Below are 25,271 nucleotides of genomic sequence, written 5' to 3' on the forward strand. Positions count from 1 at the left end.
GGAGCCGCGCCATGGGTTTTCGCCTCACCGAGATCTACACCCGCCAGGGCGACGCCGGTGATACCGGTCTCGCCGATGGTAGCCGGGTACCCAAGGACCATCCGCGTATCGAGGCCATCGGCGCGGTGGACGAACTCAACAGCGCCTTGGGCCTGCTGCTCGCCGAACTGGCCGAGGACGCGCGCCTGGCCGAGGTGAGCGAGATTCTCGCGCCTTGCCAACACCGCCTGTTCGACCTCGGCGGTGAGCTGGCGATGCCCAGCTATCGCGCGCTGCAAGCCACTGAAATCGAGCGTCTGGAGCAGGTCATCGACCGCTGGAACACCGAGCTGGGACCGCTGGAAAACTTCATCCTGCCCGGCGGCTCCCGCGCCGTGGCCCAGGCCCATGTCTGCCGGACCCTGGCACGCAGCGCCGAGCGACGCTGCCGCAGCCTGCACGCGGTCGAGCCACTGGAGGGCCAGGGGCTGCCCTATCTCAACCGCCTGTCCGACCTGCTGTTCGTCGCGGCACGCATCGTCGCCCGGCGCCAGGGCGTGAGCGAGGTGCTCTGGCAGGCCGCGAAACCATGAGCGCGCCAGCAACGCCACCCGCGCGCCGCCACGAGGGACTGCTCGCGCTGTGGGACGGCCTGATCCTGATCCTGGTCTGCCTGAACCTGGCGCTGATCCTGTTCGACAGCCTCTATGCCCTGGGGCCGCTCAACCAGGCCCTGGCCGCCGTGCTGCCCGGCTTCCACGCCTTCTATGGCGAACGCATCCATGCCCATTTCACCCGCATCGACCTGGTGTTCGTGGCCTTCTTCATCGCCGACGTGCTGCTCGGCTGGCTGGTGGCGGTGATCGAGCGGCGCCATGCGCGCTGGTTCCACTATCCCTTCATCCATTGGTACGACGTGCTCGGCTGCATCCCGCTGGGCGGCTTCCGCCTGTTGCGGGCGCTGCGCATCATCTCGTTGCTCTTGCGTCTGCAACGCCTGGGGCTGATCGACATGCGCCGCTGGCGGCCCTATCGGCTGTTCGATCACTATTACCAGCTGCTCATGGAAGACCTGTCGGACCGGGTGATGATCAAGATCTGCGGCGAGTTGCAGGACGAGCTGAACACCCGCGACGACTTCTCCCAGAGCGTCATCGATCGCGTCATCCGTCCGCGTAAGCAGCGACTGATCGACGGCATGGCGCTGCGCATCCAGACGCTGGTGGAACAGGGCTACAGCCAGAATCGCGCTACCCTGGAGCGACTGGTGGGTGACGTGGTGCAGCGCGCGCTGGACGACAATCCCGATCTCGCCCGTCTCAAGCGACTCCCCATGGGCGAGCGCCTGGCCGAGACCCTGGACGGGGTGCTCACCGACATCGTCAACGGCCTGGTGCGGGAGGCAGCGGCCAGCCTGCGGACCCGCGACTTCCGCGCCCTGGCCAGTCGCCTGGCCGATCAGGGCTTCGACGAGAGCCTGCCCAGCGGCGCCCAGGACAGCGCCCTGGACGAGGTGCTGGTGGAGATCCTCGAGGTCTTCAAGCAGAAGGTCCTGCAGCGCCGGCTCGATCAGCTCGACGGCGAGCTCTGGCCGCAGGCATGGCAACGCAGCGAGATCGACCCGATCAACGCGCCCCGGAACTGATCTGCTGCTGCAGATTCTGCACCTGGCTCTGCAGGGTGGTGATGTTTCTCGTGGTCTGCAGGCGGAAGGCGTCGAATTCCTTGCTGTCCGGGCCGACCGGGCGGGCGTCCAGCTCGCTGCGCAGCACCAGTAGGTCCTGCTGGACGTCGCCGAGGGTCTGGCTCTGGCCGCTCTGTTTCTTCAGCGCGGCGATATCAGCCTGCAGCGCCTTGTTCTGGGCGTTCAGGCTGGCCACCTGCTCGGCCAGGTTGCCGGCCTGGGCCACGCCGTTCTTCAGCGCGGCCTGCTCGTCGGCCAGCGCCTTCAGCCGCGTGTCCACCTCGCTGCTGCCGGTCTGCACGGCCTGCACCGCCGTGGTGAGACTCTGCAGGCGGTTGTCCTGGGCCTGCTGGTTGTCGGTCACGCCCTGTTGCTGCCGAGTGAGCTCGGCGACCTTGGTCTGCAGCGTCTTGACCTGCAGCAGCAAGGCCTCGCGGCTGGTGGTGCCGGAGGACTCGCTTTCCACCAGCTTGCCAGAGATGTCTCGCAGTCGGCCCTGGGCATCCTCGCTGATGCGCGCGAAGTTTTCCTGGGTAGCCACCACCTGCTCCTGCATCAGCAGCAACTGCTGGTGACTCCACCAGGCGACGCCGGCCAGCGCCAGGGTCAGGGCAGCGACCAGCACCCACAGCGGCGCCGTGGAGGGACTGCGACGAGCCGAGCGGGCATGCCTGGCGGCGGGCTCAGGAAAGGTTTCGTCGGAATCGACCGGCTGGCGACCGACGGGACGACGATCATCACGCTCCGGCGTCAGGCTCGGTACGTTGTCCATTTCATCGAGAAGATCGTTGCGCATGGCAGACCTGTGGGCAAAGGCGGGAAGACGAAATAGCGACCAGTATAACGGTCGTCACGGCCAGCGCGCGGTAGCTGGCCAGGGCTTTCATTGCGGGATCGTGCACCGAAACGCAGTCTGCGTCGATATCACTGCGCCATCACGGCGCAGGATCAATGGCTGTAGCCACACCGAGCCCGCCCTTCCAGGGGATAGCGCCTTTGGTATGTGATTTGCGTCACAGTCGACCTCAAGCCAAACGGGAGGTGAGCATGGAATACAACAAGGCGTTCTTCGATTGCCTCGGCGCACTGCGCCGTCGACTGCGGCAAGAGCAAGGCCAGGTGATTCGCTTTGACGAAGCCGAGGCAGTCCCCCGAATGCTGGCGGCCAGCCAGGCCTCGGATGATCCCGAGACCCGTGAACTCGGCGAACGCCTGGCGAGGCTGAGCGGCCTGGTGCCGGTGGTGGACGCCTTGCCGTCCCTCGCGGAGACAGTGGAGTCGACCTACGTCAGCCAGGAATTTCTCGCGGCCACCCGCCGCTACACCGGCCCGCTGCGCGGCTGACGCTGGGCCGGTCGATACTCTTCCAGGGCCGCCCAGGAGCCCGCCTGCGGGCGAAAGCCGAAGGCCTCCTGGGCGGCACGGATCTCCAGCGTGAAGGGGCTGTCGAGCAAGTCGGGCCAGCGTGCTTCCTGGCGCGGGGTACGCAGCCGCGCATAGAGCGCGCGTGGACTCAGGGTCCTCGCCTCGCCCACCGCGGGCAACTCGAAACGCCGCAGCAGGAAGTTGATCGCATCCCAGCACACCAGCGGTTGCCCGTCGCTGAGGTTGAACACCTTGCCACTGGCGGCCGCTGGCTGCTCCAGCAGCAGCGTCACCAGTGCCTGGCGCAGGCTCTCGGCGCTGGTGAAGTCCCAGCGATTGAGGCCGTTGCCATGGCGCCAGAGCTGCTTGGCGCGGGCGCGTTCGAGCAGCCAGCGCGCCCAGTCGCGGTCGGCCAGGCCAAGCACCTGGGCCGGGCGTAGCACCGTTACCTGGGGGCCGAATTCCCCCGCGGCCAGGGCCAGGCGCTCCAGTTGCAGCCGTCGCTGGGCCTCGACGCCCCGGGGCTTGGCCGGCACCTGGTCTTCCTTGAGCCCTTCGCCGCCACGTTCATAGACGCGAGCGGAAGAGACGTAGACGAACTGGGCCACCCGCTGCTGCAGGCAGGCCTCGATCAGCACATGGCCCTGGCTCAGGGCTGCGACGGTCGGTACGCCCGCCACGTCGGCGCAATGGGCGATGGCATCGATGTCGTCGCACAGGGCCACCACCTGCTCGGGTTGATCGAGCAGCGCCGGACGGTACTCGGCGCCGCGCTCGACCAGGGCGTCCAGGGTCGCGCCGGGACGGCCGTGCACCCGCACCAGTTGGCCACGGTCGAGCAGATCGCAGGCCAGGCCTGCCCCGAGCGCCTCGCTGGCGCCCGTGATCAAGATACGCATGTCGCTAGGATTCCCCAAAGGTGCCGCGGCCGCACCGTGGCGACCGGGCGGCCAGTGTAACCAAAGCCCCGGACGGGCGCCGCTAGTGTGGTGTCTCAGAAGTTCGCGCAAGAATTGGCGAGTGATTTTTTGACCTGGGCCAGGCGCCGCGACGAGTCATAGCAGGGCTATGGCGAGGAGTGGCAACAACGCCCAGGCGGTCCGCCGCTGCGGCCAAAAAAGCGCTGCCAACATTGTGGAGTCAACTTCTGAGACACCACGCTAGTCGCGTACCAGCCAGTCGCCAGCACTGCGTTCCAGGTGCCGCGTCAGGGCCTGCAGAGAGGCGCCGCCATTGCGCCAGTGATGCCAGAACAGCGGCACGTCCACCCAGAGCCCCGGTGCCAGGTCGACCAGGGCGCCGCTGGCGCGGGCGGCAGCGCTCTGGATGTCCGGCAGCAGGCCCCAGCCGATGCCGCTCAGGGTCATCTGCAGGAAGCCTTCGGCGGAGGGGCAGAGGTGGTAGTCGAAGGGATCGCTGATGCCCAGTTGCTCCAGGTAGCGGTGTTGCAGCCGGTCGTCCGGCCCGAAGACGATGGCCGGCGCCCGCGCCAGCGCCCGGGGGTCCGGCAGGCCAGCCAGTTGCCGAGCGCGGAATTCCGGACTGGCCAGGGCACGATAGCGCATGGCGCCCAGGGCGCTGACCCGGGCGCCGGCCAGGGGCTGACCACTGGCGCAGAGACAGGCCGCCACCTCGCCCGCTCTCATGCGTCTGAGCACCACGTCCTGATCTTCCACCACCAGATCCAGCAGCACCCCCTGCGCCCTGACCCAGGGCCCGACCGCCAGGGGCCACCAGTTGGCCAGGCTGTCGGCATTGAGGGCGATGCGTAGCCGTTGTGGCGCCTCTTCGGCCAGTCCAGGCACCTCGCTACCCAGGTCCGCCTCCAGCAGGCGCACCTGCTGGATATGCCGCAGCAGGCGCAGTCCCGGAGCGGTGGGCTGGGGTGGCGTTTCCCGGACCAGTACCGCCTGGCCGACCCGCGCTTCGAGCAACTTGATGCGCTGGGACACGGCCGACTGTGACAGCCCCAGCCGTCGCGCGGCCCGTTCGAAACCGCCCTCCTCCACCACGACGGCTAGGGCTTCGAGCAATTTGTAATCGATCATCGATTTGGCTAATGCTGCATAAGGAATATTGGTTTTTCTTATACTCCCGAACTCGGCAAGGTGGCAGCCATTCCGCATCGGCAAGGCCCCTCAACCAATGAACAGCTACTTCACCGGCCTCTTGACCATGGGCAGCCTGATTATGGCGCTGGGCGCGCAGAACACCTACCTGCTGGCCCAGGGCCTGCGTCGTGAGCACCACCTGGCCATCGCCGCCTTCTGCCTGACCTGCGACGTGATCCTGGTAGCCGCCGGGGTGCTGGGCCTGGCCGCGCTGATCCAGCACAGTCCGTTGCTGGTGGTGATACTGCGCTGGGGTGGCGCCGCCTTCCTGCTCTGGTACGGCGTCCAGGCCTTGCGCCGGGCCTGGCGGCCAGCCGCGCTGGGCAGCCTGGAAGCCGTGAGTCCGCGTAGCCGGCGCCAGGCACTGCTGGCCGCGGCGGCGGTTTCCCTGCTCAATCCCCACGTCTATCTGGACACGGTATTGCTGGTAGGGTCGCTGGGCAGCCAGCAGACGGCGCCCCTGGCCTATGTGTTCGGCGCCGCCACCGCCTCCATGCTGTGGTTCTTCGGTCTCGCCCTTGGCGCCGCCTGGGCCGCGCCTTACCTGGCGCGACCAAACGTATGGCGGTTGATCGATCTGCTGGTCGCCGGAGTGATGTTCGCCGTGGCTGCCCAGTTGATGGTCTCCGCCTGAGAGCCTGTTCGAGATCTCGCGAGCTAGAGCCAAACAAGGCCTGGGCGGCCCCACGAAAACATCTGAGGAAGCGGACCGGGCTCGCGAACGAGTTTACGAGTGGTAAACGAGCATTGTGACGGGGCCACCCAGGCCGGGCTGGCGACCCAAGGCCTTTTCAACGCCGTTTGGCCGCCGCGCAGCAGATCGTGAACAGGCTCTGAGACTGGCCTTGGACGCGTGGGAGCCCTAAGCTGCGGCTCTGCTTTCCGTATCGAGATCCGTCATGCCTTTTGCCCGCTCGCTCCGCAGTCAGAGCCTGCTGCTTTTCGGCGGCAGCCTGCTGCTGATGCTGCTGATCGCCCTGGCCGGCTTCGCCCTGCTCTCCCGCGAGTTGAATCGCTACCAGAGCCTGGTCGAGGGTCCACTGGAGCGGCTGGTGGAGATCGACGACACCCATCTGAGCTTCAAGATCCAGGTACAGGAATGGAAGAACCTGCTGCTGCGCGGCAGTGATCCGGATACGGCCGAACGCTACTGGCAGGCGTTCCTGACCCAGGAGAAAGAGGTCGACCAGCGTCTGCAACGCCTGGCCACCAGCGTCGACGAAGATCTACGGCCGCGCCTGACAGCCTTGCGTGCCCAGCATGCCCGCCTGGGCGAGCGTTATCGCGCCGGCCGTTCGGCCTACCTGGCCAACGGTCGTGATCCACGCCGGGGCGATGCCGAGGTCCGCGGGATCGACCGTGAGACCGCCGAAGGCTTCGCCACCCTGGTGGCCGAGTTGCACGGCCGCACCGCTGCCCAGGTCGCCACCATCCGTGCCGAAGCCCAGCGCGACATCCTGCTCGGTGGCCTGGCGCTGTTGCTCTGTGGCGGCGGCCTGCTGTTCCTCGGCGTGCGTCTGGTGGAGCGGCGACTGGTCGATCCGCTGGTGGCCTGCGCCCGGCAACTGGGCCAACTGGCCCGCGGTCGCTTCGGCGAACGCCTACCGGTCGGACGGGACGATGAGCTGGGCCGTCTGACCCAGAGCACCAACCTGCTGCGCGACGCCGCCGTACAGCACACCCACGACCTGCGCCACCAGGCCGCCGAAGTCGAAGCCCTGAGCGCCCTGCTGGCCGCCCAGCTGCTGACCGAACCCGGCCAGCCACCGCGGGACGTCGATACTCAGACGCTGAAGGACGTCAGTCGGCGCCTGGCCGATGTCGCCCGGGATCTGCAGGACGCCGCCACCCAGCGCCAGGACTGACGCCAAGGCTTGGAACCCGTTCACGATCTAGCGACGAACGGCCTAGGCGGGGCTGGCCTTCCAGGGTCTTTTCAACGCCGCTTGGCCGACGCGCAGCAGATCCTGAACAGGTTCTTAGAGAGACGCCGGCACCTCGCGCCACTGGCCCGGTGCCAGGCCGTCCAGCGCCCAGGGCCCGATGCGCACCCGTACCAGTCGCAGCGTCGGCAGCCCCACGGCGGCGGTCATGCGGCGCACCTGGCGATTGCGTCCTTCGCGGATGGTCAGCTCCACCCAGGCAGTGGGCACGCTCTTGCGAAAGCGCACCGGCGGATCGCGCTCCCAGAGCACCGGCGCCTCGGCCAACAAGCGGGCTTCGGCGGGCAGGGTCGGACCGTCATTGAGTTCCACGCCCTGGCGCAGCTGCTGCAGTTGCTCGTCGGTAGGCGTGCCTTCCACCTGGGCCCAGTAGGTCTTGGGCAGCTTGTGCTTGGGATCGGCGATGCGCGCCTGCAGCTGGCCATCGTTGGTCAGCAGCAGCAGGCCTTCGCTGTCGCGGTCGAGCCGGCCGGCGGGATAGACGCCCGGCACCGCAACGAAGGCCTTCAGGGTCGCGCGGCCATCGGCGTCGGCGAACTGGGTGAGCACATCGAAGGGCTTGTTGAGCAGCAGCAACCGCGGCGTGGCCGGCGGCGCCTTGGCCTGGCGGCGGGGCCTGGGGCCGGCAGCGGAGCGGGGATTTCGCGACATGGGGATCTAAGGGGTAAGCTGGGTCGTTGAGTCTAATCCCCCGAGGTCCCATGCGCATCTTTCGTCCGCTGTGGCTGATCCATCTGCTGACCCTGGCCGGCTGCGCTTCCTCCGCCTATGAAGGCCCGCGCACCGACCATTTCGATGGCGAGCGCTTCGTCAATCTCGCGCCCCGCGAGGACAAGAGCCTCTGGACGCTGCTGAAATGGCAGTTCAATCGCAGCCGTCCGCAGTGGATCTGGCAGGACGGACCGGCCGTACCTCTGCGTCCGGCATCGCGGGTGGAGGGCAGCGAACTGCGGGTGACCTTCGTCAACCATGCCACCCTGCTGATCCAGTACCAGGGCCTGAACATCCTCACCGATCCAGTCTGGTCGGAACGGGTCAGCCCCTTCACCTTCATCGGCCCGAAGCGCTATCACGCCCCCGGTGTGGCGCTGGACGACCTGCCGCCGCTGGACCTGATCTTCATCAGTCATAGCCACTACGATCATATGGACCTGGCGACCCTGAGACGCCTGGCCGAGCGCGCGCCCCTGACGCCGGTAGTGACGCCCCTGGGCAATGCCGAACTGATCCGCCGCGAGACCGGCTTCGTCACGGTGACGGAACTGGACTGGTGGCAGAGCCTGCCGCTCAAGGACGACATCCGCCTGCATCTGGTGCCGGCGCAACACTGGTCGGCGCGCAGCCGTTTCGATACCAACCGCCGGCTATGGGGCGGCTTCGTGCTGGAAGCGCCGACGGGGCCGGTCTACTTCGCCGGCGATACCGGCTGGGGCCCGCACTTCGCCCAGATCCGCGAGCGGCTGGGCGCGCCACGCTTCGCCGCCCTCCCTATCGGCGCCTACGAACCACGCTGGTTCATGAAGGACAGCCACCTCGACCCGGACGATGCCGTGCGGGCGCACCAGGCTCTTGGCGCCGCGAGCAGCCTGGGTATTCACTTCGGCACCTTTCCGCTGAGCGACGAGGAGCAATTCGCCCCGCCCCGCGATCTGGCCCATGCCCGGACGCTGCATGGACTGGTGGACGAGACGTTCAGGACACTGGCGCCGGGCGAGGCCTGGTCGGTGCCCTGAGGTCGCTTGGCCAGTAGCGCGGCTAGCCTATCCGCTCAAGACTCAGCCACCACTCTTCGTCGTCCCCATCAGCGGCGGTAACGACGAAGCGCTGAACCAATCCATCAAGGCAGTCCGGATACCGATCCCCAACTGCTGGTCATAGAGCATCCAGGCACCTGTGACCAGAATGGCCCAGAGAATGCTGAACAGCGAACCGACCAGGAAGTATTCGGCGAAGTCCTGCTGATCCAACTCCTTGAAGCGGGCCACGGTCTTCAACGCGATCACCGCGGCCAGGATTTCCCAGCTGTTGCTCAGCAGGCCCGCTGCCAGTACCAGGCGCTCGAGCCAGCCGATGAGCCGCCCTGCCGAGTAGGCACTGGCCGTCGCTGAACCGGCCACCTGGGGTCGCTTCAAGCCGATGAGCAATGTGCGACAGAGGACGTTGCCCAGCACGGTGAGCAAGAAGAGCGCACAGCCCGTGTAAACCAAGGCATGCAGCCCAAGCAGCAACCCGCTCATCTTGCTTCCCCTCGACCATCCAGAGCGGCCAGCACCTCCAGCATGGCGTTCCACTGATGAACGTAGGCATCGAAGTGGCCGGAGGTTCTTATCTTGTAGATGCTCTTGACCGACACCCGACGCTGCTCGGCCAGCGCCGCGGCGGCCTGGCCCTCCAGCAACGCCGCTATATCGCTCAATTGACGTTGGGTCCAGCCCCTTTCGATCACCGTCAGGCCAACCCCTAGCGCCTCGAGGGCCGTTTCCAATAGCGGCTCTTTCGACAACGAAAAACCATAGCGGGAAATCGCTGGCTTCTCATTGAGCTTGAGCCGCGCGCGGCTCAAGCCGGGGCCCATCATGTTCCAGGCCTGTTCCCTATTCACCGGCGTCTCTATCTCGACCAGCCCCAGCACGAAACGACAGTCGATATCGCGTTGCAACAGATCCAAGCGCATAGCACGCAACAATCTGACCGCGGTATCCAGGGAGGTCAGCAGCCCTTGGAATTCATCCCCCAGCGTGATGGTGAGCGGCGAGGCCAAGTCTGCAGCGTATCGGCGATTGTGCTGCGCCACGGACTCATTGAAGGCCCGGTGCAACGTAGCGACATCGGCAGCGCTCTCGCTTTGTACCAGGTCCCCCATCAGCACCGCGAATGTCTGGTTTTTTTTCACCTGCTTTTGGTTCCTTTTCGTCAACACAACCAAAAATGGGCGAATAACTGGTTTTCACCCATAAACGGTAGAATATCTACAGTTTGACGACGCTCTTGACGAAAAGAAAGACAAGGGCTCATCCCGCCATCCCGTTACCCCTTAGAACCTGTTCACGATCTTGCGAGCTAGAGCCAAACAAGGCCTAGGCGCCCCCACGACACCACCCGAGGAAGCGGACCCGGCTCGTGAACGAGTTTACGAATGGTAAATGAGCATGGCGACGGGGTCGCCCAGGCGGGGCTGGCGACCCAGGGCATTTTCAACGCGGTTTGGCCGCCGCGCAGCGGATCGTGAACAGGCTCTTACAGCCAGGCGCCATGCGCAGCCGCTCACTCGACCAAGCCCTTGTCCCACAGCCGTACCAGTTCGCTGGGCGCGCGGTCCTCGGGAATCAGCAGGGTCATTTCATCTTCCTGCTCGGCAGGCTGCGGGCGAAACCGCAGCTCCACCTTGAAGTAGCGCTGATCGCCCCGCCCCACCTGGGTCGGCTCGCCGGATTCCGGCAGGCAGCGCTCCAGTACCGAGCAGATGCGCCCGCGCTGGGCGCTGTCGTACTGGCCGAATTCGATCTCCCGCGGCTTGCTCAGCGCATGCAGGGGCGCGAAGCCCCCTTGTCGCGAGAGCCGTACCACGGTGTCCTTGCCCAGGGGGGGTAGTTCGCGCATCACGGTACTCCTTGTGTTAGCTAAGGGTGACACCCACGCCGGCCCAGGCCTCCTCGACCGCCTGCACCTCGGCCGACTCGGCGCCGAAGCGGCGGCCGGCATTGGAAACCGTCAAGCGGGCAAAGGCGGCGAAATCCGCGTCGTTGGCCAGGCGGCTGTCACAGAGGGTGTCATACCAGATCGGCCCGGCCTTTTCCCAGGCGTGACCGCCCAGGGCCATCGCCGCGAGATAGAAGGCCCGGTTCGGAATGCCCGAGTTGAGGTGGACGCCGCCGTTGTCTTCGCGGGTCTCGATGTAGTCGCGCATATGACCGGGCTGAGGGTCCTTGCCCAGGGTCGGGTCGTCGTAGGCCGTCCCCGGCTCGGCCATGGATCTCAAGCCCTTGCCCTTGATCCGCTCGGTGAGCAGCCCGGCACCGATGATCCAGTCCGCCTTGGCGGCGGTCTGCTTGAGCTGGTACTGCTTGACCAGGATGCCGAACACATCGGAGACCGACTCGTTGAGCGCGCCGGACTGGTTGAAGTACACCAGTCCCGCTTCGCTCTCGGTCACCCCGTGCACCAGTTCATGGGCGATGACGTCCAGAGCGATGGTGAAACGGTTGAAGATCTCGCCGTCGCCGTCGCCGAACACCATCTGCTCGCCATTCCAGAAGGCGTTCTGGTAGTCCTGGCCATAGTGGACGGTGCCGGCCAGTGGCAGGCCCTGGCCATCGATGGAGTTGCGGCCGAACACCTCGTTGAAGAAGGTGAAGGTGGCCCCCAGGTAATCGTAGGCCTCGTCCACCGCCACATCGCTGACCGCCGCCTGCCCTTCCTGACGCACCAGGCGCCCCGGCAGCTGCATGGCGTTGCCGGCATCGAAGATGCTGCGTTGCGGACTGGCATCATCGGTGCGCGGCAGGGAGCCAACCGGTGCCTGGCGCACGCCTGGTCGCCCGGGGTTGTGCAGCAGGCTCTGGACGTGGCTCAGGGTGGTCAGGGCGCAGGAACGCTGATGCTCGTCGCCATGATCGATGATGCGGCCAAGAATGTAGGGGGGAATCACCCCCTGGATGCTGCCCTGGTTGCGAGACATGCGCGCCCTCCTTCTCTGGGGGACAAAGGTCCCCGGTCACCGCTGCGTGCGGCCTCTTTCCTTGGACCGCAAAACGACCGGACGACTCCCGCCTCTTCACCCCGGCGTGGGCTTCTGGTACAAAGGCACCCCACGCGGGCGTCGTATAATGGCATTACCTGAGCTTCCCAAGCTCATGACGAGGGTTCGATTCCCTTCGCCCGCTCCAGGTTTCATGCGGCTTTCAGCGGTCAAGCCTGATAGCCAAATACCTCAGGGGGCCGTTTCGGGGGCCGTTTCTAGCCTGTCGCGTCAGAGCTTAAGGCTAGGCGTGGAGGCGATTGGAGACGGCTGAGCGCATGCCATCGCACTCCCTCCCGCTGGCCTTATCCCCTTTCTATGTTCGGCCAAGGGGATCGCGTTACTTCCGTTACCTGCCCGCCGTCAATCGCTCTATAGCCCGCCCCGCAAGGCTTTCAGCCAATCCGGCTGCCGTTACTTTTCCGTTACTTCACTGTTCTTAAGTAACAATTTTCACTGTTACTTTTGATGGGATACCAACCCCTCTAAATCAATGGTTTGAGAAAAAGTAACGGCACTGGTAACGGCTGAGTAACGGTCGCTGAATCAACCGCGAGGCCAGCATTGGCGCGGCTTTCCAGTGCTCCGCCGATCCTCAGGTAACGGAAGTAACGCCTGCCGACACCCCGTCTAGGATTAGAGCCAGGTCAGCCCGTGAGAAACGGGTAGGTGGTGCAGGGATTCGCAGGGTTTTTCAGGCTGGCGAAGCGCCATACAGTCCCAGTAGCGGCGCGGCGGCGGGCCAGGTGCAGGGCTGCAGAAAAAGGGACCTATTTAGCCCGCAGGCGTGGCGGGGGGACGACGGCGCGCGCTGGGCGCACAGCCGTAGCCGCTGAGCCGTGGCTGCTGGCAAACTGGCTGATGGTTGTGATATCCATCACACGATCAATAAGCAAGGAGGCTGTATGACTGTGTTCGTCGCGGGCATTCACGGAGTGGGAAAGACGTACCTGTGTGAGTCCTTTTCCAGCCGCGCTGCGAAACCTCATCGCAGCGCAAGCGCTCTGATCAAAAGCCAAAGGCAGAGAGTCGACTGGGGCAAGGACAAGCTTGTCAGCGGCATTGATGAGAACCAGCAGGCTCTTGTGACGGCCGTTGGCGAATGCCTATCTGAAAACCCGGATCTGTTGCTTGACGGGCACTTTGTGTTGAAAGACGCCAGCGGTAACTTTATCAAGCTGGCACCGTCAATCTTTACGTCGCTAGCCATCACCGCAATAGTTCTTATAGAGCATACGCCGACCGTAATTGCATCGAGGCTATCCGAACGAGACGGAACCGCAAACCCGGGCGATATTTGTGGATTTCTGATAGCTGAACGCGAGCATTCTAAATTGGTAAGCGAAGCTCTTGCTTGCCAGCATATTACGCTCCACGCACCTTCCACCGATGAGTTTTATAATGCGGTAGCACCACTATTTCCAAGGAGAGCATGAAGATGGAACTTAAATCGATGCAATTCAAACACGTTAACCTAGCGGACAGCTTCTTCGATTCGCTGAAAGCTGGCTATGTAGAATTTAGCGACTGGTTTGCAAGGAAGGGGGATCAGTCAGCCTACGTATTTGAAAATGAAAATGGCATTCAAGGTTTTCTTTACCTAAAGCTAGAAGACGGGCCTATTGACGACGTCACCCCGTCCCTTCCTGCTAAACGCAGGATTAAGGTTGGTACAATGAAGATCAACGCTCACGGCACCAAAATGGGTGAGCGATTCGTTAAGAAGATTTTTGATCATGCAGTGTCCGCCTCTGCTGAAGAAATATACGTAACAGTATTTGCGGAGCACGAAGGCCTCATTCGTCTTCTAACTCGCTACGGCTTCAACACGATCGGCCAGAAACAAACAGCGAATGGAATCGAGCAGGTGATGCTTAGATCCCTTGACGCGCCTTTTCAGAATTTTTATTCGAGCTATCCGAAAGTCAGCTTGAAAAATGCCAACTGCTACATACTTTCACTCTATCCCCAATGGCACACTAGACTTCTACCAGACTCTATCCTCAGGAATGAGCGGAGCGATATTGTAGAAGATATCTCGAGCGCGAATAGTATTCACAAGGTTTATCTCTGCGCTATGAAGGGTGTTGAGGCACTGAAGCCAGGAGACGCCATAGTTGTATATCGTACGAGTGACGACCAAGGCCCTGCGCATTATCGTTCCGTCACTACTTCTATCGGCGTAATTGAAGACTATAAAAACATTAACGAATTCGGCACAAAGGAAGACTTTTTCCGGTATTGCCGAGCTCACAGCGTATTTAGCTCCGCCGAACTTGAGCAGTTCTGGAGATCCAAAAAATACTTTCATGTTTTCAAGTTTACGTATAACATAGCCTTTAAGAGACGTGTAACGCGCGCAACCCTCATTGAAGAATTAGGCATATCTTCGCCGTATTGGGGATTCTTCCAGATAAGCGACGAACAGCTACGAGCAATCGCAGCTAAAGGCGAGGTAGATGAAAGTCTTATTGTCAATTAAACCGGAATACGCTGAAAAAATCCTAAAGGGCACAAAGAAGTTTGAGTTTAGAAAAGCAATCTTCAAAAACCCAAGCGTTAAAACAGTTGTAATCTATGCCACCTTGCCAGTAGGCAAGGTGGTGGGCGAGTTCGATTTCGACAAAGTTTTATCTGGCAATCCTGAAGAAATTTGGCTGGAAACCAAGAAGTATTCTGGCATCACGAAAAAGTTTTTTAAAAGCTACTTTGATGGTCGGATAACAGCGCATGCCATTGCCGTTCGCGAAGTGCGTCGATACGATTCGCCGCTAGATCTGAACCAAGTAATACCGAGCGGATGCGCGCCGCAGTCTTTCTGTTACCTATCTGAAGTAGCACCACAGCTATCTCTATCACTTGCAAGTTAAAAAGCTCCTTATGGGGCTTTTTAAGACAGCAACATTGGCTAGGAGTCGATGTCTCAGCTGAGCTTTGCCGCCTCCGTCGACCATCATGTAGTAGATCTCGGCCGCCTCGCTCCGCACGCCTTAAAGCGCTCGGATTGACGGAGGGACAACGGGGTACACTGATGCCATTTACCTCATGAGAGCATGGAGGGGGACAGATTGAGCCATCCCAGATGGCACCACAGCGCCCAAGGCGGGCGGTAGCGTCTAGATCAACGCCTCGCATGACAAATGTCAGGTGCCGATTGACACCTACCCCTTGAATTGGGCATTCTCGCGCACCACCTCATACTGGTGATACATACAGGAGGGCTTAACGATGAGTAAAGACGCTCGCGCTGTTGCCCAGCAGATCCTGGACGAGTGCAAGGCAGCGGGAGATCCTGCAGTCACCCCGATGCAGCTTCTCAAGCTGGTGTACATAGCTCATGGCTACATGCTGGGAAAACTTGGTATTCCTCTTATTAGGGAACCAGTTGAGGCATGGCAGTATGGCCCCGTAGTCCGTTCTGTTTACAATGCGGTAAGAGAATTTGGCTCTTTACCGATACCAAATGTCCCTAACGCACCAACCGAACAATTTTCCGATGCAGAAAAACATGTCATCCGTGAAGTAGTGCGAAAGTACGGTCGAGCTGACGGGATAGCCCTTTCCTCAGCCACTCACCAGCCCGGCACACCGTGGAGTGTGACCTGGTCGAATGCAGGACAGAACGCTATTATCTCGAACGATATGATCGAGTCTTTCTATCGCTGGATTCTTAGTCAGCCGTCGCATTCGATGCTATGACTATTGGCAATGATGACGATCCTCTGGACCCCAGCGGTCTTCTTGACCCCAGTATAGATAGTCTCTTTGAGCCTCCGAAGCCGCCGACAGGATCGCCGCTCCTCAATCAAGCACTGGCCAACGAAAGCCAAGCGTTTGCCAACAACGAGGATCAAGACAAAGAGCAAGCAAGACAACAAAATAATGATCTTCATGGCATGCGGATGTCGCATACCTGGCTCCTGCTCGTTCTTGCTCTCATATGGATTTTCGTTATTTTAATAGTCGTTCTACTACAGGGCTTTGGAAAGTGGTTCACTCCATTTTTCGATGGCTTCAATCACATTCAATTTAAGCTATCCGACACAGTAATCGTCGCTTTCATCACGTCAACGACTGCAACTGTGCTCGGGCTTTACGGCATTGCTGCTTACTGGTTGTACGGAAAACCGAAGAAGCCTGAAGACTCCGAGAAAACAAAAAAAGATACTCAATAAAAAAGCCGCTTTACGCGGCTTTTTGTTTTGCTCCACAAAAGGGTACGGATATCAGTTTCCTTACTGTGGGAGTTGCGTGAGTTCGTATGGCCGGAAGCGGATCACCTCTTCCCCCAGCCATTCGTTGACCTGGGCCAGGCGAGCCTGCAGCGGCTCCAGCTCGTTGGCGGCGTAGACCAAGGCGGCATCGCGGATCGAGCCGAAGCCACCGGCGTTCTGCGGCACGATGCCCATCAGCTGCGGCGGGATCCGCAGGCCGGCGAGCATGTCGTCGCGGGTGATGCCCTTGATCGAGTTGAATTCGTCCTTCGCCGCCACCTCGCTGACCGGGATCAGCTGGATGCCGTCTTTCTTGCCGCCCGGGGCATAGACGAAGAGGTTGCGGAAGTTGCCCGGCCCTTTGGACTGGCGTAGCGCGGTGCGGACGTTGTCAATGTCCTCCTCCTTCTGCGCCGGGTCGGTCATGTAGAAGATGAAGCCGGCGTGGCTGCCGTTGTTGTAGTACTTGCGCCGGAACAGCGTGGCCGACTCGTTGAGCAGCGCGGACTGCATGGCCGCGAGCCACTCGGGCATGCCATAGATCTCCTGGTTGATGTCGGCCTCGCGCAGGTGGCAGATGGTGCCCGGGGTGAATTCGTGCTCGTCACGCCACCCGCGCACCTGGAAGAAGCGGTTGTCCTCGCCGCGGCGCATGTACTTGGCTAGCACTGGCTGCAGGCTGACCGGCGTGCCCAGGCGTGACTGCCGCCGCTCCAGGTACGCATTGCCGGACCACAGCCAGTCCAGGGCGAACTGCTCGAACGCCGCACGGCTCAGCAGGCGATGCGGGATGAAAGTGCGGGCCAGCATGTTGCGCTTGAACTTGAGGCCGGAGTCCAGATAGACGCTGGCTCGCGTGGCCTTGGCCAGGCCGTCGAGGGACAGCGGCGGGTCGTAGTAGCGACCGTTGAACCAGCATTCCAGGTAGTCGAAGACCTCGCGGCCTTCTAGCACTGGCATGGGATCGCCGAAGGTAAAGGCCTCGATAGGGCCGGGCGTCGAAACGGTTAGTTCGGTGGAATCGCTCATCAGAAAATCTCCATGACGCCGGTATTGCGGGCGGTCTGCCCTTCCAGCGGCTCGTTGTGCAGGGCATGAAAGAGGGCCCACGCGAGATCCGCGTGGCCGGTGGTGTCGTTGCGTCCGGCCGTGTAGGTGAACTGGCGGCCGCTGGCGGTGGTGGTCTTGCGAATGGCCATGAGCGACTGGGCAACGTCGGTCCAACCGGCGTCGAACTCAAGGCGGCCGTTCTTGATCACGTCGTAGGCCTTGAGCACCAGGCGCGTCTTGACCTCGGGCGAGTAGCTGAAGGTGGTCACGCCCGGGAAGAATTGCTTCACCAGCTGGGCCACGCCGCTGCCCATGCCGGTGACATCGATGCCGATATAGGTCACCCAGTAGCGCTGGCAGACCTGGCGGATCGCCTCGGCCTGGGCGGCGAAGTCCATGCCACGGAACTGGTGGCGCTCGAGCACGCGAAACTTGCCGCCCGGTACCGCCGGCGGCGCGACCACCACCAGGCCGGCGGTGTCGCCGGTCTCGGCGGGGTCATAGCCGACCCAGACCGGGCGATCGCCCAGAGGTCGAGCCGCAAACGGTTTGTAGTCCTCGGCCCACTCGACCCAGCTGTCCACCATGCAGGGCTGCAGCATGGCCAGGGGGAAGATGCTCGCGCCGTCGTCGACGAACTGGCACATGAGCAGGTTCTGGAAGGCCTCGGCCGAGTATTCGAGCTTGAGCTCTTCCAGGTCGAACAGGTCGCAGCCGCGGGACTCGGCGTCCAGGATCGTGACGATCTGCCGCCAGATCCGGTCCTCGCAGAGCCGGCCCTGCTGCAGGGCGTCGTGGGAGACATCCAGCTTCAGGTGCTGGGCGACCGGCTTGCCCTTGTTGAAGCGCTCGCCGGTCCAGAAGGTATAGGCCTCATGGGCCATCGAGCTCGGCGTCGAGAAGTAGGTCCGGCGGTATTGCTTCTGCATGGCCATGCCGCTGGCCACCTTGTTCAGCTCCTCGAAGCGGAAGGTCCAGAAGAATTCGTCGAAGTAGAAATTGCCGTGGTAGCCCTGGGCGGTGCGGGCATTGGTACCCAGGAAGTGCAGCTCGGCGCCGTTGGCCAGGATGATCGGATCGCCAGTCACATCAACGCCACAGACCTCCCGGGCGAAGGCCTGGATATACGCCTTGAAGATATGCGCCTGGTTCTTGCTGGCCGATAGGAAGATCTGGTTGCGCCCGGTGATCAACGCGTCCAGGAAGGCCTCGCGGGCAAAGTAGAAGGTGGCACCGATCTGCCGGCTCTTGAGGATGGCGCGGGTCCGCTGCTGACCCGCGCGGTACCAGTCCAGCTGGTACCCGAAGCACTGGTCGCGGAAGGCGCTCTCAAGGGCCTCGATTTGCTCCTCGGTGAAGTCGTTGCGCGCGGCCTTCTTCTTAGGCCCGGCATTGCGGTTGTCCAGCTTCGGATTGAGCTCGGCCTCGGAGCCGCCGCCCTGGAAGCGCTGGATCCGCGCCTGGCGCTCCAGCTGGCGGTGCAGCAGGTCGATCTCCTTGAAGTCGCCCCCGGTCTTGCCGTCCTTGAGGATCAGCTGCACCAGGCGTGCCTCCAGGGCGCCGCCGATTCGCTCGACGTTATCCGCCCGATCCCATTCGTCCCGGGCCTTCCAGCTGTGGACGGTCTTTTCCTTCTCGCCGATCGCCTCGGCGATCTCCGTCACCCGCCAGCCCATCCAGTACAGATGCTTGGCGCGACGACGCACGTCCATCAGCAGGTCAGTGGACGGGGCGGCTGCCGGCGTTTCGGTCGGGCTTGGCAGGGGCGAGGAATCGGATAGGCTTTTCATGGCCGCCAGACTGCCGCCCTGATCCCCTCCTCCATAGCGCGCGACCGTGTACCGCGCGCGCCTACAAAACCCCCTCGTTGCTGGGACGCGCGCGCGTCCCGACCATGCCCCTCATCGCCCAAGCACTCCCGCTAAGCCTCTGAGGATCCCCGGCATGGCCGACCCCAAGACCCCCAAACTCCGCTCTCCTTTCTTCCGTGTCGCCGTCGAAGGCGCTACCAGCGATGGCCGCCAGATCGAGCGCAGCCAGATCGAGCAGATGGCTGCCAGCTACGACCCCAAGACCTACGGCGCCCGCATCTGGATGGAACACATCCGCAGCACCCTCGCGGACAGTCCCTTCCGTGCCTACGGCGACGTAATCGCGGTCAAGGCTGAGGAAGTCGAGATCAATGGCCAGAAGAAGCTGGCTCTGTTCGCCCAGATCGAGCCCACCGCCGACCTGGTGGCCTTGAACAAGGCCAAGCAGAAGATCTACACCTCGGTCGAGATCTCGCCCAAGTTCGCCGACACCGGCGCCGCCTACCTGGTCGGCCTGGGCATCACCGACAGCCCCGCCAGCCTGGGTACCGACGTGCTGTCCTTCGCCGCGGCCAATCCGGCCAGCAATCCCTACGCCGGCCGCAAGCTGCACGCCGACAACCTCTTCACCGTGGCCGAAGAGACCGCTCTGACCTTCGCCGAGGTCGAGGACAAGCCCGGCCTGGGCGCCAAGTTGTTCGCCAAGGTCCAGGAGCTGCTCAAGGGCAAGGACGCGCACATCGACGGCGAGTTTGCCCAGATCGGCGCCGCGGTCACCGCAGTGGCCGAGCACGTCCGCGAGCAGGACAGTCGCTTTACCAACGCCGAAACCGCTTTCGCCGAACTGGCCGGCAAGCATGCCCAGCTGCAGACCGACTTCACCAATCTGCAGGTGCAGCTCAGCCAGACCCAAGACCCCAACCAGACCAAGCGCCCTGCGGTTACCGGCGGCGATGGCAAGACCCTGACCGACTGCTGATCAGCCGTTCACTTTCCCGGAGAGATCCATGCGTAACGATACCCGTGCCCTGTACGCCGCCTACCTGGCCCAAGTTGCTGCCCTGAGCGGCGTGTCCTCGGCGAGCGCCACTTTCGCTGTCGACCCCACCGTCCAGCAGAAGCTGGAAACCCGCATCCAGGAGTCCAGCGACTTCCTGAGCAAGATCAACATCATCGGCGTCGACGAGCTGCTCGGCCAAAAGGTCGGCCTGGGCGTCTCTGGCACCATCGCCAGCCGTACCGATACCAGCGGCTCGGCCAGCCGGAATCCGCGCGACGTGTCCAGCACCGACAAGCAGGATTACAAGTGCGAGAAGACCGACTTCGACACCGCGATCCCCTACTCCCTGCTGGACGCCTGGGCCAAGTTCCCGGACTTCCAGGCGCGCCTGCGTGACGCCATCGTCAAGCGCCAGGCCCTGGACCGCCTGATGGTCGGCTTCAACGGCACCAGCGCTGCGGCCACCACCAACCGCGCCACCAACCCGCTGCTCCAGGACGTCAACATCGGCTGGCTGCAGCAGTACCGCAACAACGCACCCCAGCGCGTGCTGAAGTCCGGCAAGACCGCCGGCAAGATCGTGATCGGCACCGGCGCCGACGCCGACTACAACAACCTGGATGCCCTGGTCTTCGACGCGGTCAGCAACCTGATCGACCCCTGGTACCGCAAGGATCCGGGCCTGGTGGTGATCCTCGGCCGCGACCTGGTCCACGACAAGTACTTCCCCCTGGTTAACCGCGAGCAGGCACCCAGCGAGAAGCTGGCCACCGACCTGATCCTGGCCCAGAAGCGCATGGGCGGCCTGCAGCCGGTCGAGGTGCCTTACTGCCCGGACAAGGGCATGCTCATCACCTCGCTCGAAAACCTGGCGATCTACTTCCAGACCGGCGGCCGCCGCCGCTTCGTCAAGGAAGCGCCAGAGAAAAACCGCATCGAGAACTACGAGTCGAGTAACGACGCCTACGTGATCGAGGACTACGGCTTCGGCTGCTTGGTCGAAAACATCGAGACGGGCGTATAAGCCATGGCCACCTCTCCCGCGAAACGTCATTTTCTGGCCGCCGCGGCGTGCCTCGCCGCCGCGGCGGTCGGGCCAGCCGACAGCATGGCGGGTCGTACCGTGTACGAGCAGCAGCTGGCTCAGCTGCTGCAGGACCGGCTGCGACTCAAGCAGGTGCAATCCACCCAGGCCAAAGCCGAGCTCAAGCGGCAGCTGCTCGGAGCCTATGCCGACTATGTCAGCGGTGTGCTCGAGGGCGGCAACGGCGCCCAGGACGAGGTGCTGGTCACCGTGATGATCTGGCGCATCGATGCTGGCGAGTTTGCCGGCGCCCTGGATATCGCCGCCTACGTGCTGCGCCATGGCCTGCTGATGCCCGATCGCTTCGAGCGCACCCCGGGCTGCCTGATCGCAGAGGAAGTCGCCGAAGGCGCGCTGGCCTCGCAGAAAGCCGGCCAGCCCTTCGACCTGGACATCCTGGTCCGCACTGCCGTGCTCACCGATGAGCACGACATGCCCGACGAGGCTCGCGCCAAGCTCTATCTGGCCATCGGTCGGGCCGAGCTGACCGACGTCGACGAGGATCGACCAGGTCGCCCGGGCCAGTTGGTCTCGGCCATCGAGATGCTACGCAAGGCGATCGGCCTGCACGACCGCTGCGGCGGCAAGAAAGACCTGGAACGGGCCGAGCGCCTGGCCAAGAAACATGCCCCCGCTGAGAGCGGTGGCTAACCGAGCGGTCCCCCGCAACCCCGCCGGCTCGGGGCGGATCGGCCAGGCCTCGCCTGGGACCGTGAAGCCCCGACCACCGGCGACCCATTTGAGAGCAGCACCATGAGCGGATTCGTTGCAGGCGACACCGTCGCCAGCGGTCAGGTGGTGTCCGACCCCTTCTGGCCGGCGATCGAGCTGGACCGGGTCCGCGCCCGGCTGCGCATCGACAGCAGCGTCAGCACGGAGAAGCTCAAGGCAGCCGTGATCGCCGCGGCCATCACCGTCAACCGCGAGCTGGCCGGCTATCGATTCGCGCAAGCCACCAGCGGCTACGCCACCCTGGCCGCCGTGCCCGGGTTGCAGGTCGACGGCGTCAGCGAGCGCGCCCACCTGTACCTCCGCGCCATCGATGCTGCCTCCGCGGCTGAGGTGGCCGAGCGGTACCGCAGTTACGACAGCACCGCCAAGGGCGACAAGGACGCCGAGGCGCTGACCCCCACCATCGACGAGTACCGCCGCGATCAGCGCTGGGCCATCCGCGACTTCCTGGGCCTGGCCCGGACCACCGTGGAGCTCATCTGATGGCCACCGTCGTGCGCGCTCAGCAAGGCGACACCCTGGACCGGATCTGCCTGCGGCATTACGGGCGCACCCAGGACGTCACCGAGGCCGCGCTCGACGCCAACCCGGGCCTGGCTGAGCTGGGCCCCATCCTGCCGATCGGCACCCCTATCACCCTGCCAGACGCTCCCGCCCAGGCCACTGCCGGCATCGCCGCGCAACAGCCGGTCAGCCTCTGGGACTAGACGAGAAACATCATGCCTGACCGTCCTGACTCCTGGGCCTGGTTCGCCACCTGGCTCGAACACAACTGGCCCGCCCTCTACGCCGCGATGGTCGCCGGCGTCATCGCCGCGCTGCGCATCGCCTACGGCGGCGGCACCCTGCGCCGCGTGCTGCTCGAGGCCCCCTTGTGCGGCGCCCTGGCCCTGGCCGCAAGCCACGGTCTCTCCCTGCTGGGCATCCCTGCCAGCACCGGCCCCTTCTGGGGCGGAATCATCGGCCTGCTGGGCGTTGAGAGCACTCGCGCCGCGGCTAAACGCTTCGTCGAACGCAAGGTGGAAACGCAATGAACCAGCCCAAGATCCTGATCATCGGCGCCCACGGCCTGGCTGTGCGCGACCTGCAGAAAGCCCTGGCCGTGGCCGGCTTCTCCGTCGACCTGGACGGCGACTATGACGAAGGCACCGAGCAGGCCGTTGAAGCCTTCCAGCGCTCTGTCGGCCTGGTAGCCGATGGCATCGCCGGTCCGAAGACCTTCGCCGCCCTGCTGGGCAAGCGCGACCCGCTCCATCTGGGCTACGCCGACCTCGAGCAGGCCGCCAAGACCCTGGGCGTCCCCGTCGCAGCCGTCCAGGCGGTCAATGAGGTTGAGTCCAAGGGCCAGGGCTTCCTGGACAACGGCAAGGTCGTGATCCTGTTCGAGCGCCACGTCTTCCACCAGCGCCTGGTCAAGGCCCACGGCCAGGCCGAGGCCGATCGCCTGGCAGCCCTCAACCCGAATCTGATCAACCCGAAGTCCGGTGGCTACGCCGGCGGCGCGGCCGAGTGGCAGCGCCTGACCTCGGCCCGGCAGATCGACGAGGCCTGCGCGCTGGAGTCGTGCAGCTGGGGCCTGTTCCAGGTCATGGGCTACCACTGGCAGGCGCTGGGCTACGCCAGCGTTCAGGACTTCGTCACCCGCATGCAGGCCAGCGAGGCCGAGCAGCTCGACGCCTTCGTTCGCTTCGTCAAAACGGAGCCTGCGCTGCTCAAGGCACTCAAGGCCGGCAAGTGGGCCGATTTCGCCCGCGGCTACAACGGCCCGGCCTACGCCCGCAATCTCTACGACGTGAAGCTCGAGCGCGCTTTCGCCCGCTACAGCGCCGCCGCTTCAGCTAAGGACGCCGCATGATCGCCACGGATGCTGCGCAGCGCATCAACCCGGTAGACGGCGATGTCTTCGTCCTGCCGGCCGGGGCTTCGATCGAGGACGCCGAGCACCTGGCCGAAGCCATCCAGGCCGCCAAGCCCGGAGTCCGCGCCGTCGTCGTAATGGGCGACCTCGAGCACCTGGACCAGGCGGCCATGGGCCGTGCTGGCTGGTACGGCCGATGATCAGCTGGAAGGAAAAAGCCCTCTTCGCGCTCGCCCTGGCCCTCACGATCGCCGTGCTGTGCCTGACCCTCTATGCGCAGGGCCTGCGCATAGACCAGGCCAACCAGAAGCGCGAGGCCGCCGAGGACCGGGTCACCCAGCTGACCGGCGAGCGCGACCACCTCACTGCCACCCTCACCGAGCAGCGGGCCGCCCAGGCCCAGCTGCAGACCACCCAGACAGACCTGCGCCGCGAGATCGATGTCCGCAAGCGCCGGATCCAGGAGCTCGAAGATGAAAACGCCGACCTCAAGGCTTGGGCTGGTCAGCCTCTGCCTGCTGCTGCTCGCCGGCTGCGCCAGCGGCCCGTCCTCACCGGCGCCGCGGCTTACCGTGAGTGGCTGTCCAGTGGTAACGCGCTGCCAGCTGCCGTCGACCGCCCCGCGCAATAACGGCGAGCTCCTGGACGACAGCGAGGCCCTGGAAGCTGCCTGGGCCGACTGCGCCGCCCAGGTCGATATGGTCTATGACGCCCAGCAGGTCCACCCATGAACAAGCCCGAGAGCCTGCGCGCTCACCTGCTCGCTGCCGTGCCGGAGCTGCGCCACAGCCCTGACCGGCTGCTGGTCTTCATCGACAAGGGCAAGCTGCGCTGCACCGCGGCGGCCAGCCTGTCTTGGGAGTACGGCTACGAGCTCCAGGTCATCCTCACCGACTTCGCCGGCCACCCGGACGCCGTGATGCTGCCGCTGCTGGCCTGGATCCGGACGAACCAGTCCGAGCTCCTGGTCAACCTGGACAAATCCGCCCAGGGCATCGGCTTCGAGGCCGACATCCTGGACAACTCCAAGGTGGATCTGGCTATCACCCTGCCGCTCACCGAGCGCGTGGTCGTCAAGCGCCAACCAGACGGCACCTACCAGCTGAGCCACGCGCCCGAGCCGCAGTACACCGAGTACCAGGAGCCGGCCACCTGGCAGGTCTTCGCGGGCGGCGAGCTGCTCGCCGAGTGGCAATCCGGATCCGCTGGCGACGCCCTAGCCCTGGAAACACCCCAGCCGGGCCGCAGCCGTGGCTGACCTCGAGGCGCTGGAGACCTGGCTTTCGCCGCTGCTGCAGAAGCTCGACGGCCGCGGCCGCGCCCAACTGGCCCGCAAGGCCGCCCAGCAGCTGCGCCGCAGCCAGCAGCAGCGGATCCGCGCCCAGGTGAACCCGGACGGCTCGCCCTTCGAGGCGCGCAAGCCGCGAGATCTGCGCGGCAAGAAGGGCCGCATCAAAAGGCGGATGTTCGAGAAGCTCAAGATGGCCCGGTACCTCAAGGCCAAGGGCACGCCGCAACAGGCGGTGATCGGCTTCGCCGGCCGCGTCTCTCGTATCGCCCGCGTCCACCAGTACGGACTGAAAGACCGCGCCGAGCGCGGAGCCCCCGAGGTCCGCTACGCCCGCCGGGAACTGCTGGGCCTATCTGACCGGGACCTGCAGCAGCTGCGCGACTCGCTCCTGGACGGCCTTGATTTGTAGCC

At 63.9% G+C, this 25,271-nt stretch carries 32 protein-coding genes, 1 tRNA gene and 1 pseudogene; 24 read left to right on the plus strand and 10 right to left on the minus strand.

Annotation, left to right across the window (positions count from 1 at the left end; translation table 11 throughout):
- Positions 1–11: 11 nt before the first annotated feature.
- Positions 12–572: a cob(I)yrinic acid a,c-diamide adenosyltransferase gene (locus tag AR540_RS00890; protein ID WP_059225971.1), complete on the plus strand. Its 561-nt coding sequence runs from the start codon at positions 12–14 to the stop codon at positions 570–572.
- Positions 569–1,624, plus strand: a complete 1,056-nt coding sequence (locus tag AR540_RS00895; RefSeq protein ID WP_059225972.1) for a hypothetical protein — start codon at positions 569–571, stop codon at positions 1,622–1,624. Before AR540_RS00890 ends, AR540_RS00895 begins: the two co-directional genes overlap by 4 nt.
- Here AR540_RS00895 and AR540_RS00900 read toward each other — a convergent pair.
- On the minus strand, positions 1,605–2,459 hold the full coding sequence (locus AR540_RS00900; protein ID WP_059225973.1) for a hypothetical protein: 855 nt from the start codon (positions 2,457–2,459) through the stop codon (positions 1,605–1,607). The two genes, AR540_RS00895 and AR540_RS00900, sit on opposite strands and share 20 nt — an antisense overlap.
- Before the next feature lie 251 nt (positions 2,460–2,710).
- On the opposite strand from AR540_RS00900, the gene AR540_RS00905 reads away from it, so the two are divergent.
- Positions 2,711–3,007 carry a hypothetical protein gene (locus tag AR540_RS00905; RefSeq protein WP_065242488.1) on the plus strand — a complete coding sequence of 99 codons (297 nt, stop codon included), beginning with the start codon at positions 2,711–2,713 and terminating at the stop codon, positions 3,005–3,007.
- Here the strand turns inward: AR540_RS00905 and AR540_RS00910 are convergent.
- Both AR540_RS00910 and AR540_RS00915 read right to left on the minus strand, forming a co-directional pair.
- Entirely contained in the window at positions 2,983–3,927 is a 945-nt protein-coding gene (locus AR540_RS00910; RefSeq protein WP_059225974.1) for an NAD-dependent epimerase/dehydratase family protein, read from the minus strand. The genes AR540_RS00905 and AR540_RS00910 overlap by 25 nt on opposite strands.
- A gap of 261 nt (positions 3,928–4,188) precedes the next feature.
- Positions 4,189–5,076, minus strand: a complete 888-nt coding sequence (locus AR540_RS00915) for a LysR family transcriptional regulator ArgP (protein WP_059225975.1) — start codon at positions 5,074–5,076, stop codon at positions 4,189–4,191.
- 97 nt (positions 5,077–5,173) lie between these two features.
- Between AR540_RS00915 and AR540_RS00920 the strand changes: the two genes are divergently transcribed.
- Both AR540_RS00920 and AR540_RS00925 read left to right on the plus strand, forming a co-directional pair.
- Positions 5,174–5,773, plus strand: a complete 600-nt coding sequence (locus AR540_RS00920; protein WP_059225976.1) for a LysE/ArgO family amino acid transporter — start codon at positions 5,174–5,176, stop codon at positions 5,771–5,773.
- A gap of 265 nt (positions 5,774–6,038) precedes the next feature.
- Positions 6,039–7,004 carry a HAMP domain-containing protein gene (locus AR540_RS00925; protein WP_059225977.1) on the plus strand — a complete coding sequence of 322 codons (966 nt, stop codon included), beginning with the start codon at positions 6,039–6,041 and terminating at the stop codon, positions 7,002–7,004.
- 114 nt (positions 7,005–7,118) lie between these two features.
- On the opposite strand, the gene AR540_RS00930 is transcribed toward AR540_RS00925, so the two are convergent.
- Entirely contained in the window at positions 7,119–7,733 is a 615-nt protein-coding gene (locus AR540_RS00930; RefSeq protein WP_059225978.1) for a pseudouridine synthase, read from the minus strand.
- A gap of 50 nt (positions 7,734–7,783) precedes the next feature.
- Here AR540_RS00930 and AR540_RS00935 point away from each other — a divergent pair, with 50 nt between their 5' ends.
- Positions 7,784–8,815, plus strand: a complete 1,032-nt coding sequence (locus AR540_RS00935; RefSeq protein ID WP_059225979.1) for an MBL fold metallo-hydrolase — start codon at positions 7,784–7,786, stop codon at positions 8,813–8,815.
- A 42-nt stretch (positions 8,816–8,857) separates the two neighbouring features.
- Here AR540_RS00935 and AR540_RS00940 read toward each other — a convergent pair whose 3' ends face one another.
- The 4 genes from AR540_RS00940 to AR540_RS00955 all read right to left on the minus strand — a co-directional run bounded on the left by AR540_RS00940 (position 8,858) and on the right by AR540_RS00955 (position 11,760).
- Positions 8,858–9,319: a hypothetical protein gene (locus AR540_RS00940; protein ID WP_059225980.1), complete on the minus strand. Its 462-nt coding sequence runs from the start codon at positions 9,317–9,319 to the stop codon at positions 8,858–8,860.
- Positions 9,316–9,975, minus strand: coding sequence for a SatD family protein (locus AR540_RS00945; protein WP_236711983.1), 660 nt, complete (start codon positions 9,973–9,975; stop codon positions 9,316–9,318). Before AR540_RS00945 ends, AR540_RS00940 begins: the two co-directional genes overlap by 4 nt.
- 371 nt (positions 9,976–10,346) lie before the next feature.
- Positions 10,347–10,682, minus strand: a complete 336-nt coding sequence (locus AR540_RS00950; RefSeq protein WP_059225981.1) for a protealysin inhibitor emfourin — start codon at positions 10,680–10,682, stop codon at positions 10,347–10,349.
- Between the two features lie 16 nt (positions 10,683–10,698).
- Positions 10,699–11,760 (minus strand): M4 family metallopeptidase, encoded by a 1,062-nt coding sequence (locus AR540_RS00955; RefSeq protein WP_059225982.1) that lies wholly within the window; start codon positions 11,758–11,760, stop codon positions 10,699–10,701.
- A 134-nt stretch (positions 11,761–11,894) separates the two neighbouring features.
- Between AR540_RS00955 and AR540_RS00960 the strand changes: the two genes are divergently transcribed.
- The 6 genes from AR540_RS00960 to AR540_RS25125 all read left to right on the plus strand — a co-directional run bounded on the left by AR540_RS00960 (position 11,895) and on the right by AR540_RS25125 (position 15,995).
- A tRNA-Gly gene (locus AR540_RS00960) sits at positions 11,895–11,968 on the plus strand.
- 757 nt (positions 11,969–12,725) lie between these two features.
- Positions 12,726–13,256 (plus strand): ATP-binding protein, encoded by a 531-nt coding sequence (locus AR540_RS24360; RefSeq protein ID WP_065242489.1) that lies wholly within the window; start codon positions 12,726–12,728, stop codon positions 13,254–13,256.
- Complete coding sequence (locus AR540_RS00965; protein ID WP_059225983.1) at positions 13,253–14,302, plus strand: hypothetical protein; 1,050 nt, start codon at positions 13,253–13,255, stop codon at positions 14,300–14,302. Before AR540_RS24360 ends, AR540_RS00965 begins: the two co-directional genes overlap by 4 nt.
- Entirely contained in the window at positions 14,280–14,690 is a 411-nt protein-coding gene (locus AR540_RS24480; protein WP_082706860.1) for an ASCH domain-containing protein, read from the plus strand. Before AR540_RS00965 ends, AR540_RS24480 begins: the two co-directional genes overlap by 23 nt.
- Before the next feature lie 358 nt (positions 14,691–15,048).
- Positions 15,049–15,519 carry a Panacea domain-containing protein gene (locus AR540_RS24485; protein WP_082706861.1) on the plus strand — a complete coding sequence of 157 codons (471 nt, stop codon included), beginning with the start codon at positions 15,049–15,051 and terminating at the stop codon, positions 15,517–15,519.
- On the plus strand, positions 15,516–15,995 hold the full coding sequence (locus AR540_RS25125; RefSeq protein WP_153014135.1) for a hypothetical protein: 480 nt from the start codon (positions 15,516–15,518) through the stop codon (positions 15,993–15,995). The genes AR540_RS24485 and AR540_RS25125 overlap by 4 nt, the downstream gene beginning before the upstream one ends.
- 60 nt (positions 15,996–16,055) lie before the next feature.
- Here AR540_RS25125 and AR540_RS00980 read toward each other — a convergent pair whose 3' ends face one another.
- Both AR540_RS00980 and AR540_RS00985 read right to left on the minus strand, forming a co-directional pair.
- Complete coding sequence (locus AR540_RS00980) at positions 16,056–17,063, minus strand: phage portal protein (RefSeq protein ID WP_059225986.1); 1,008 nt, start codon at positions 17,061–17,063, stop codon at positions 16,056–16,058.
- Entirely contained in the window at positions 17,063–18,796 is a 1,734-nt protein-coding gene (locus AR540_RS00985; RefSeq protein ID WP_059226061.1) for a terminase ATPase subunit family protein, read from the minus strand. The genes AR540_RS00980 and AR540_RS00985 overlap by 1 nt, the downstream gene beginning before the upstream one ends.
- 232 nt (positions 18,797–19,028) lie before the next feature.
- Between AR540_RS00985 and AR540_RS00990 the strand changes: the two genes are divergently transcribed.
- From AR540_RS00990 to AR540_RS01040, 12 genes and pseudogenes are all read left to right on the plus strand, one after another.
- Complete coding sequence (locus AR540_RS00990; protein ID WP_059225987.1) at positions 19,029–19,874, plus strand: GPO family capsid scaffolding protein; 846 nt, start codon at positions 19,029–19,031, stop codon at positions 19,872–19,874.
- A 28-nt stretch (positions 19,875–19,902) separates the two neighbouring features.
- Entirely contained in the window at positions 19,903–20,919 is a 1,017-nt protein-coding gene (locus AR540_RS00995) for a phage major capsid protein, P2 family (RefSeq protein ID WP_059225988.1), read from the plus strand.
- Positions 20,920–20,922: 3 nt separating this feature from the next.
- Positions 20,923–21,630 (plus strand): phage terminase small subunit, encoded by a 708-nt coding sequence (gpM, locus tag AR540_RS01000; RefSeq protein WP_059225989.1) that lies wholly within the window; start codon positions 20,923–20,925, stop codon positions 21,628–21,630.
- 102 nt (positions 21,631–21,732) lie between these two features.
- Complete coding sequence (locus AR540_RS01005; RefSeq protein ID WP_059225990.1) at positions 21,733–22,194, plus strand: head completion/stabilization protein; 462 nt, start codon at positions 21,733–21,735, stop codon at positions 22,192–22,194.
- Entirely contained in the window at positions 22,194–22,418 is a 225-nt protein-coding gene (locus tag AR540_RS01010) for a tail protein X (RefSeq protein WP_059225991.1), read from the plus strand. The genes AR540_RS01005 and AR540_RS01010 overlap by 1 nt, the downstream gene beginning before the upstream one ends.
- A gap of 12 nt (positions 22,419–22,430) precedes the next feature.
- Positions 22,431–22,745, plus strand: a complete 315-nt coding sequence (locus AR540_RS01015; RefSeq protein ID WP_059225992.1) for a phage holin, lambda family — start codon at positions 22,431–22,433, stop codon at positions 22,743–22,745.
- On the plus strand, positions 22,742–23,566 hold the full coding sequence (locus AR540_RS01020; protein ID WP_059225993.1) for an N-acetylmuramidase domain-containing protein: 825 nt from the start codon (positions 22,742–22,744) through the stop codon (positions 23,564–23,566). The genes AR540_RS01015 and AR540_RS01020 overlap by 4 nt, the downstream gene beginning before the upstream one ends.
- Positions 23,563–23,769, plus strand: a complete 207-nt coding sequence (locus AR540_RS01025; protein WP_059225994.1) for a hypothetical protein — start codon at positions 23,563–23,565, stop codon at positions 23,767–23,769. Before AR540_RS01020 ends, AR540_RS01025 begins: the two co-directional genes overlap by 4 nt.
- Positions 23,766–24,119, plus strand: a pseudogene (locus tag AR540_RS01030) (Rz-like lysis system protein LysB); the annotation flags it as partial. The gene AR540_RS01025 and the pseudogene AR540_RS01030, both read left to right, overlap by 4 nt.
- Complete coding sequence (lysC, locus tag AR540_RS25900) at positions 24,043–24,300, plus strand: Rz1-like lysis system protein LysC (RefSeq protein WP_236711984.1); 258 nt, start codon at positions 24,043–24,045, stop codon at positions 24,298–24,300. The pseudogene AR540_RS01030 and the gene lysC, both read left to right, overlap by 77 nt.
- Positions 24,297–24,827, plus strand: coding sequence for a phage tail protein (locus AR540_RS01035; protein ID WP_059225996.1), 531 nt, complete (start codon positions 24,297–24,299; stop codon positions 24,825–24,827). Before lysC ends, AR540_RS01035 begins: the two co-directional genes overlap by 4 nt.
- Positions 24,820–25,269 (plus strand): phage virion morphogenesis protein, encoded by a 450-nt coding sequence (locus AR540_RS01040; RefSeq protein WP_059225997.1) that lies wholly within the window; start codon positions 24,820–24,822, stop codon positions 25,267–25,269. The genes AR540_RS01035 and AR540_RS01040 overlap by 8 nt, the downstream gene beginning before the upstream one ends.
- Positions 25,270–25,271: the final 2 nt, after the last annotated feature.

Source organism: Pseudomonas sp. EpS/L25 (genome assembly GCF_001512295.1).
In the GTDB taxonomy this organism is placed as follows: Bacteria; Pseudomonadota; Gammaproteobacteria; order Pseudomonadales; family Pseudomonadaceae; genus Chryseomonas.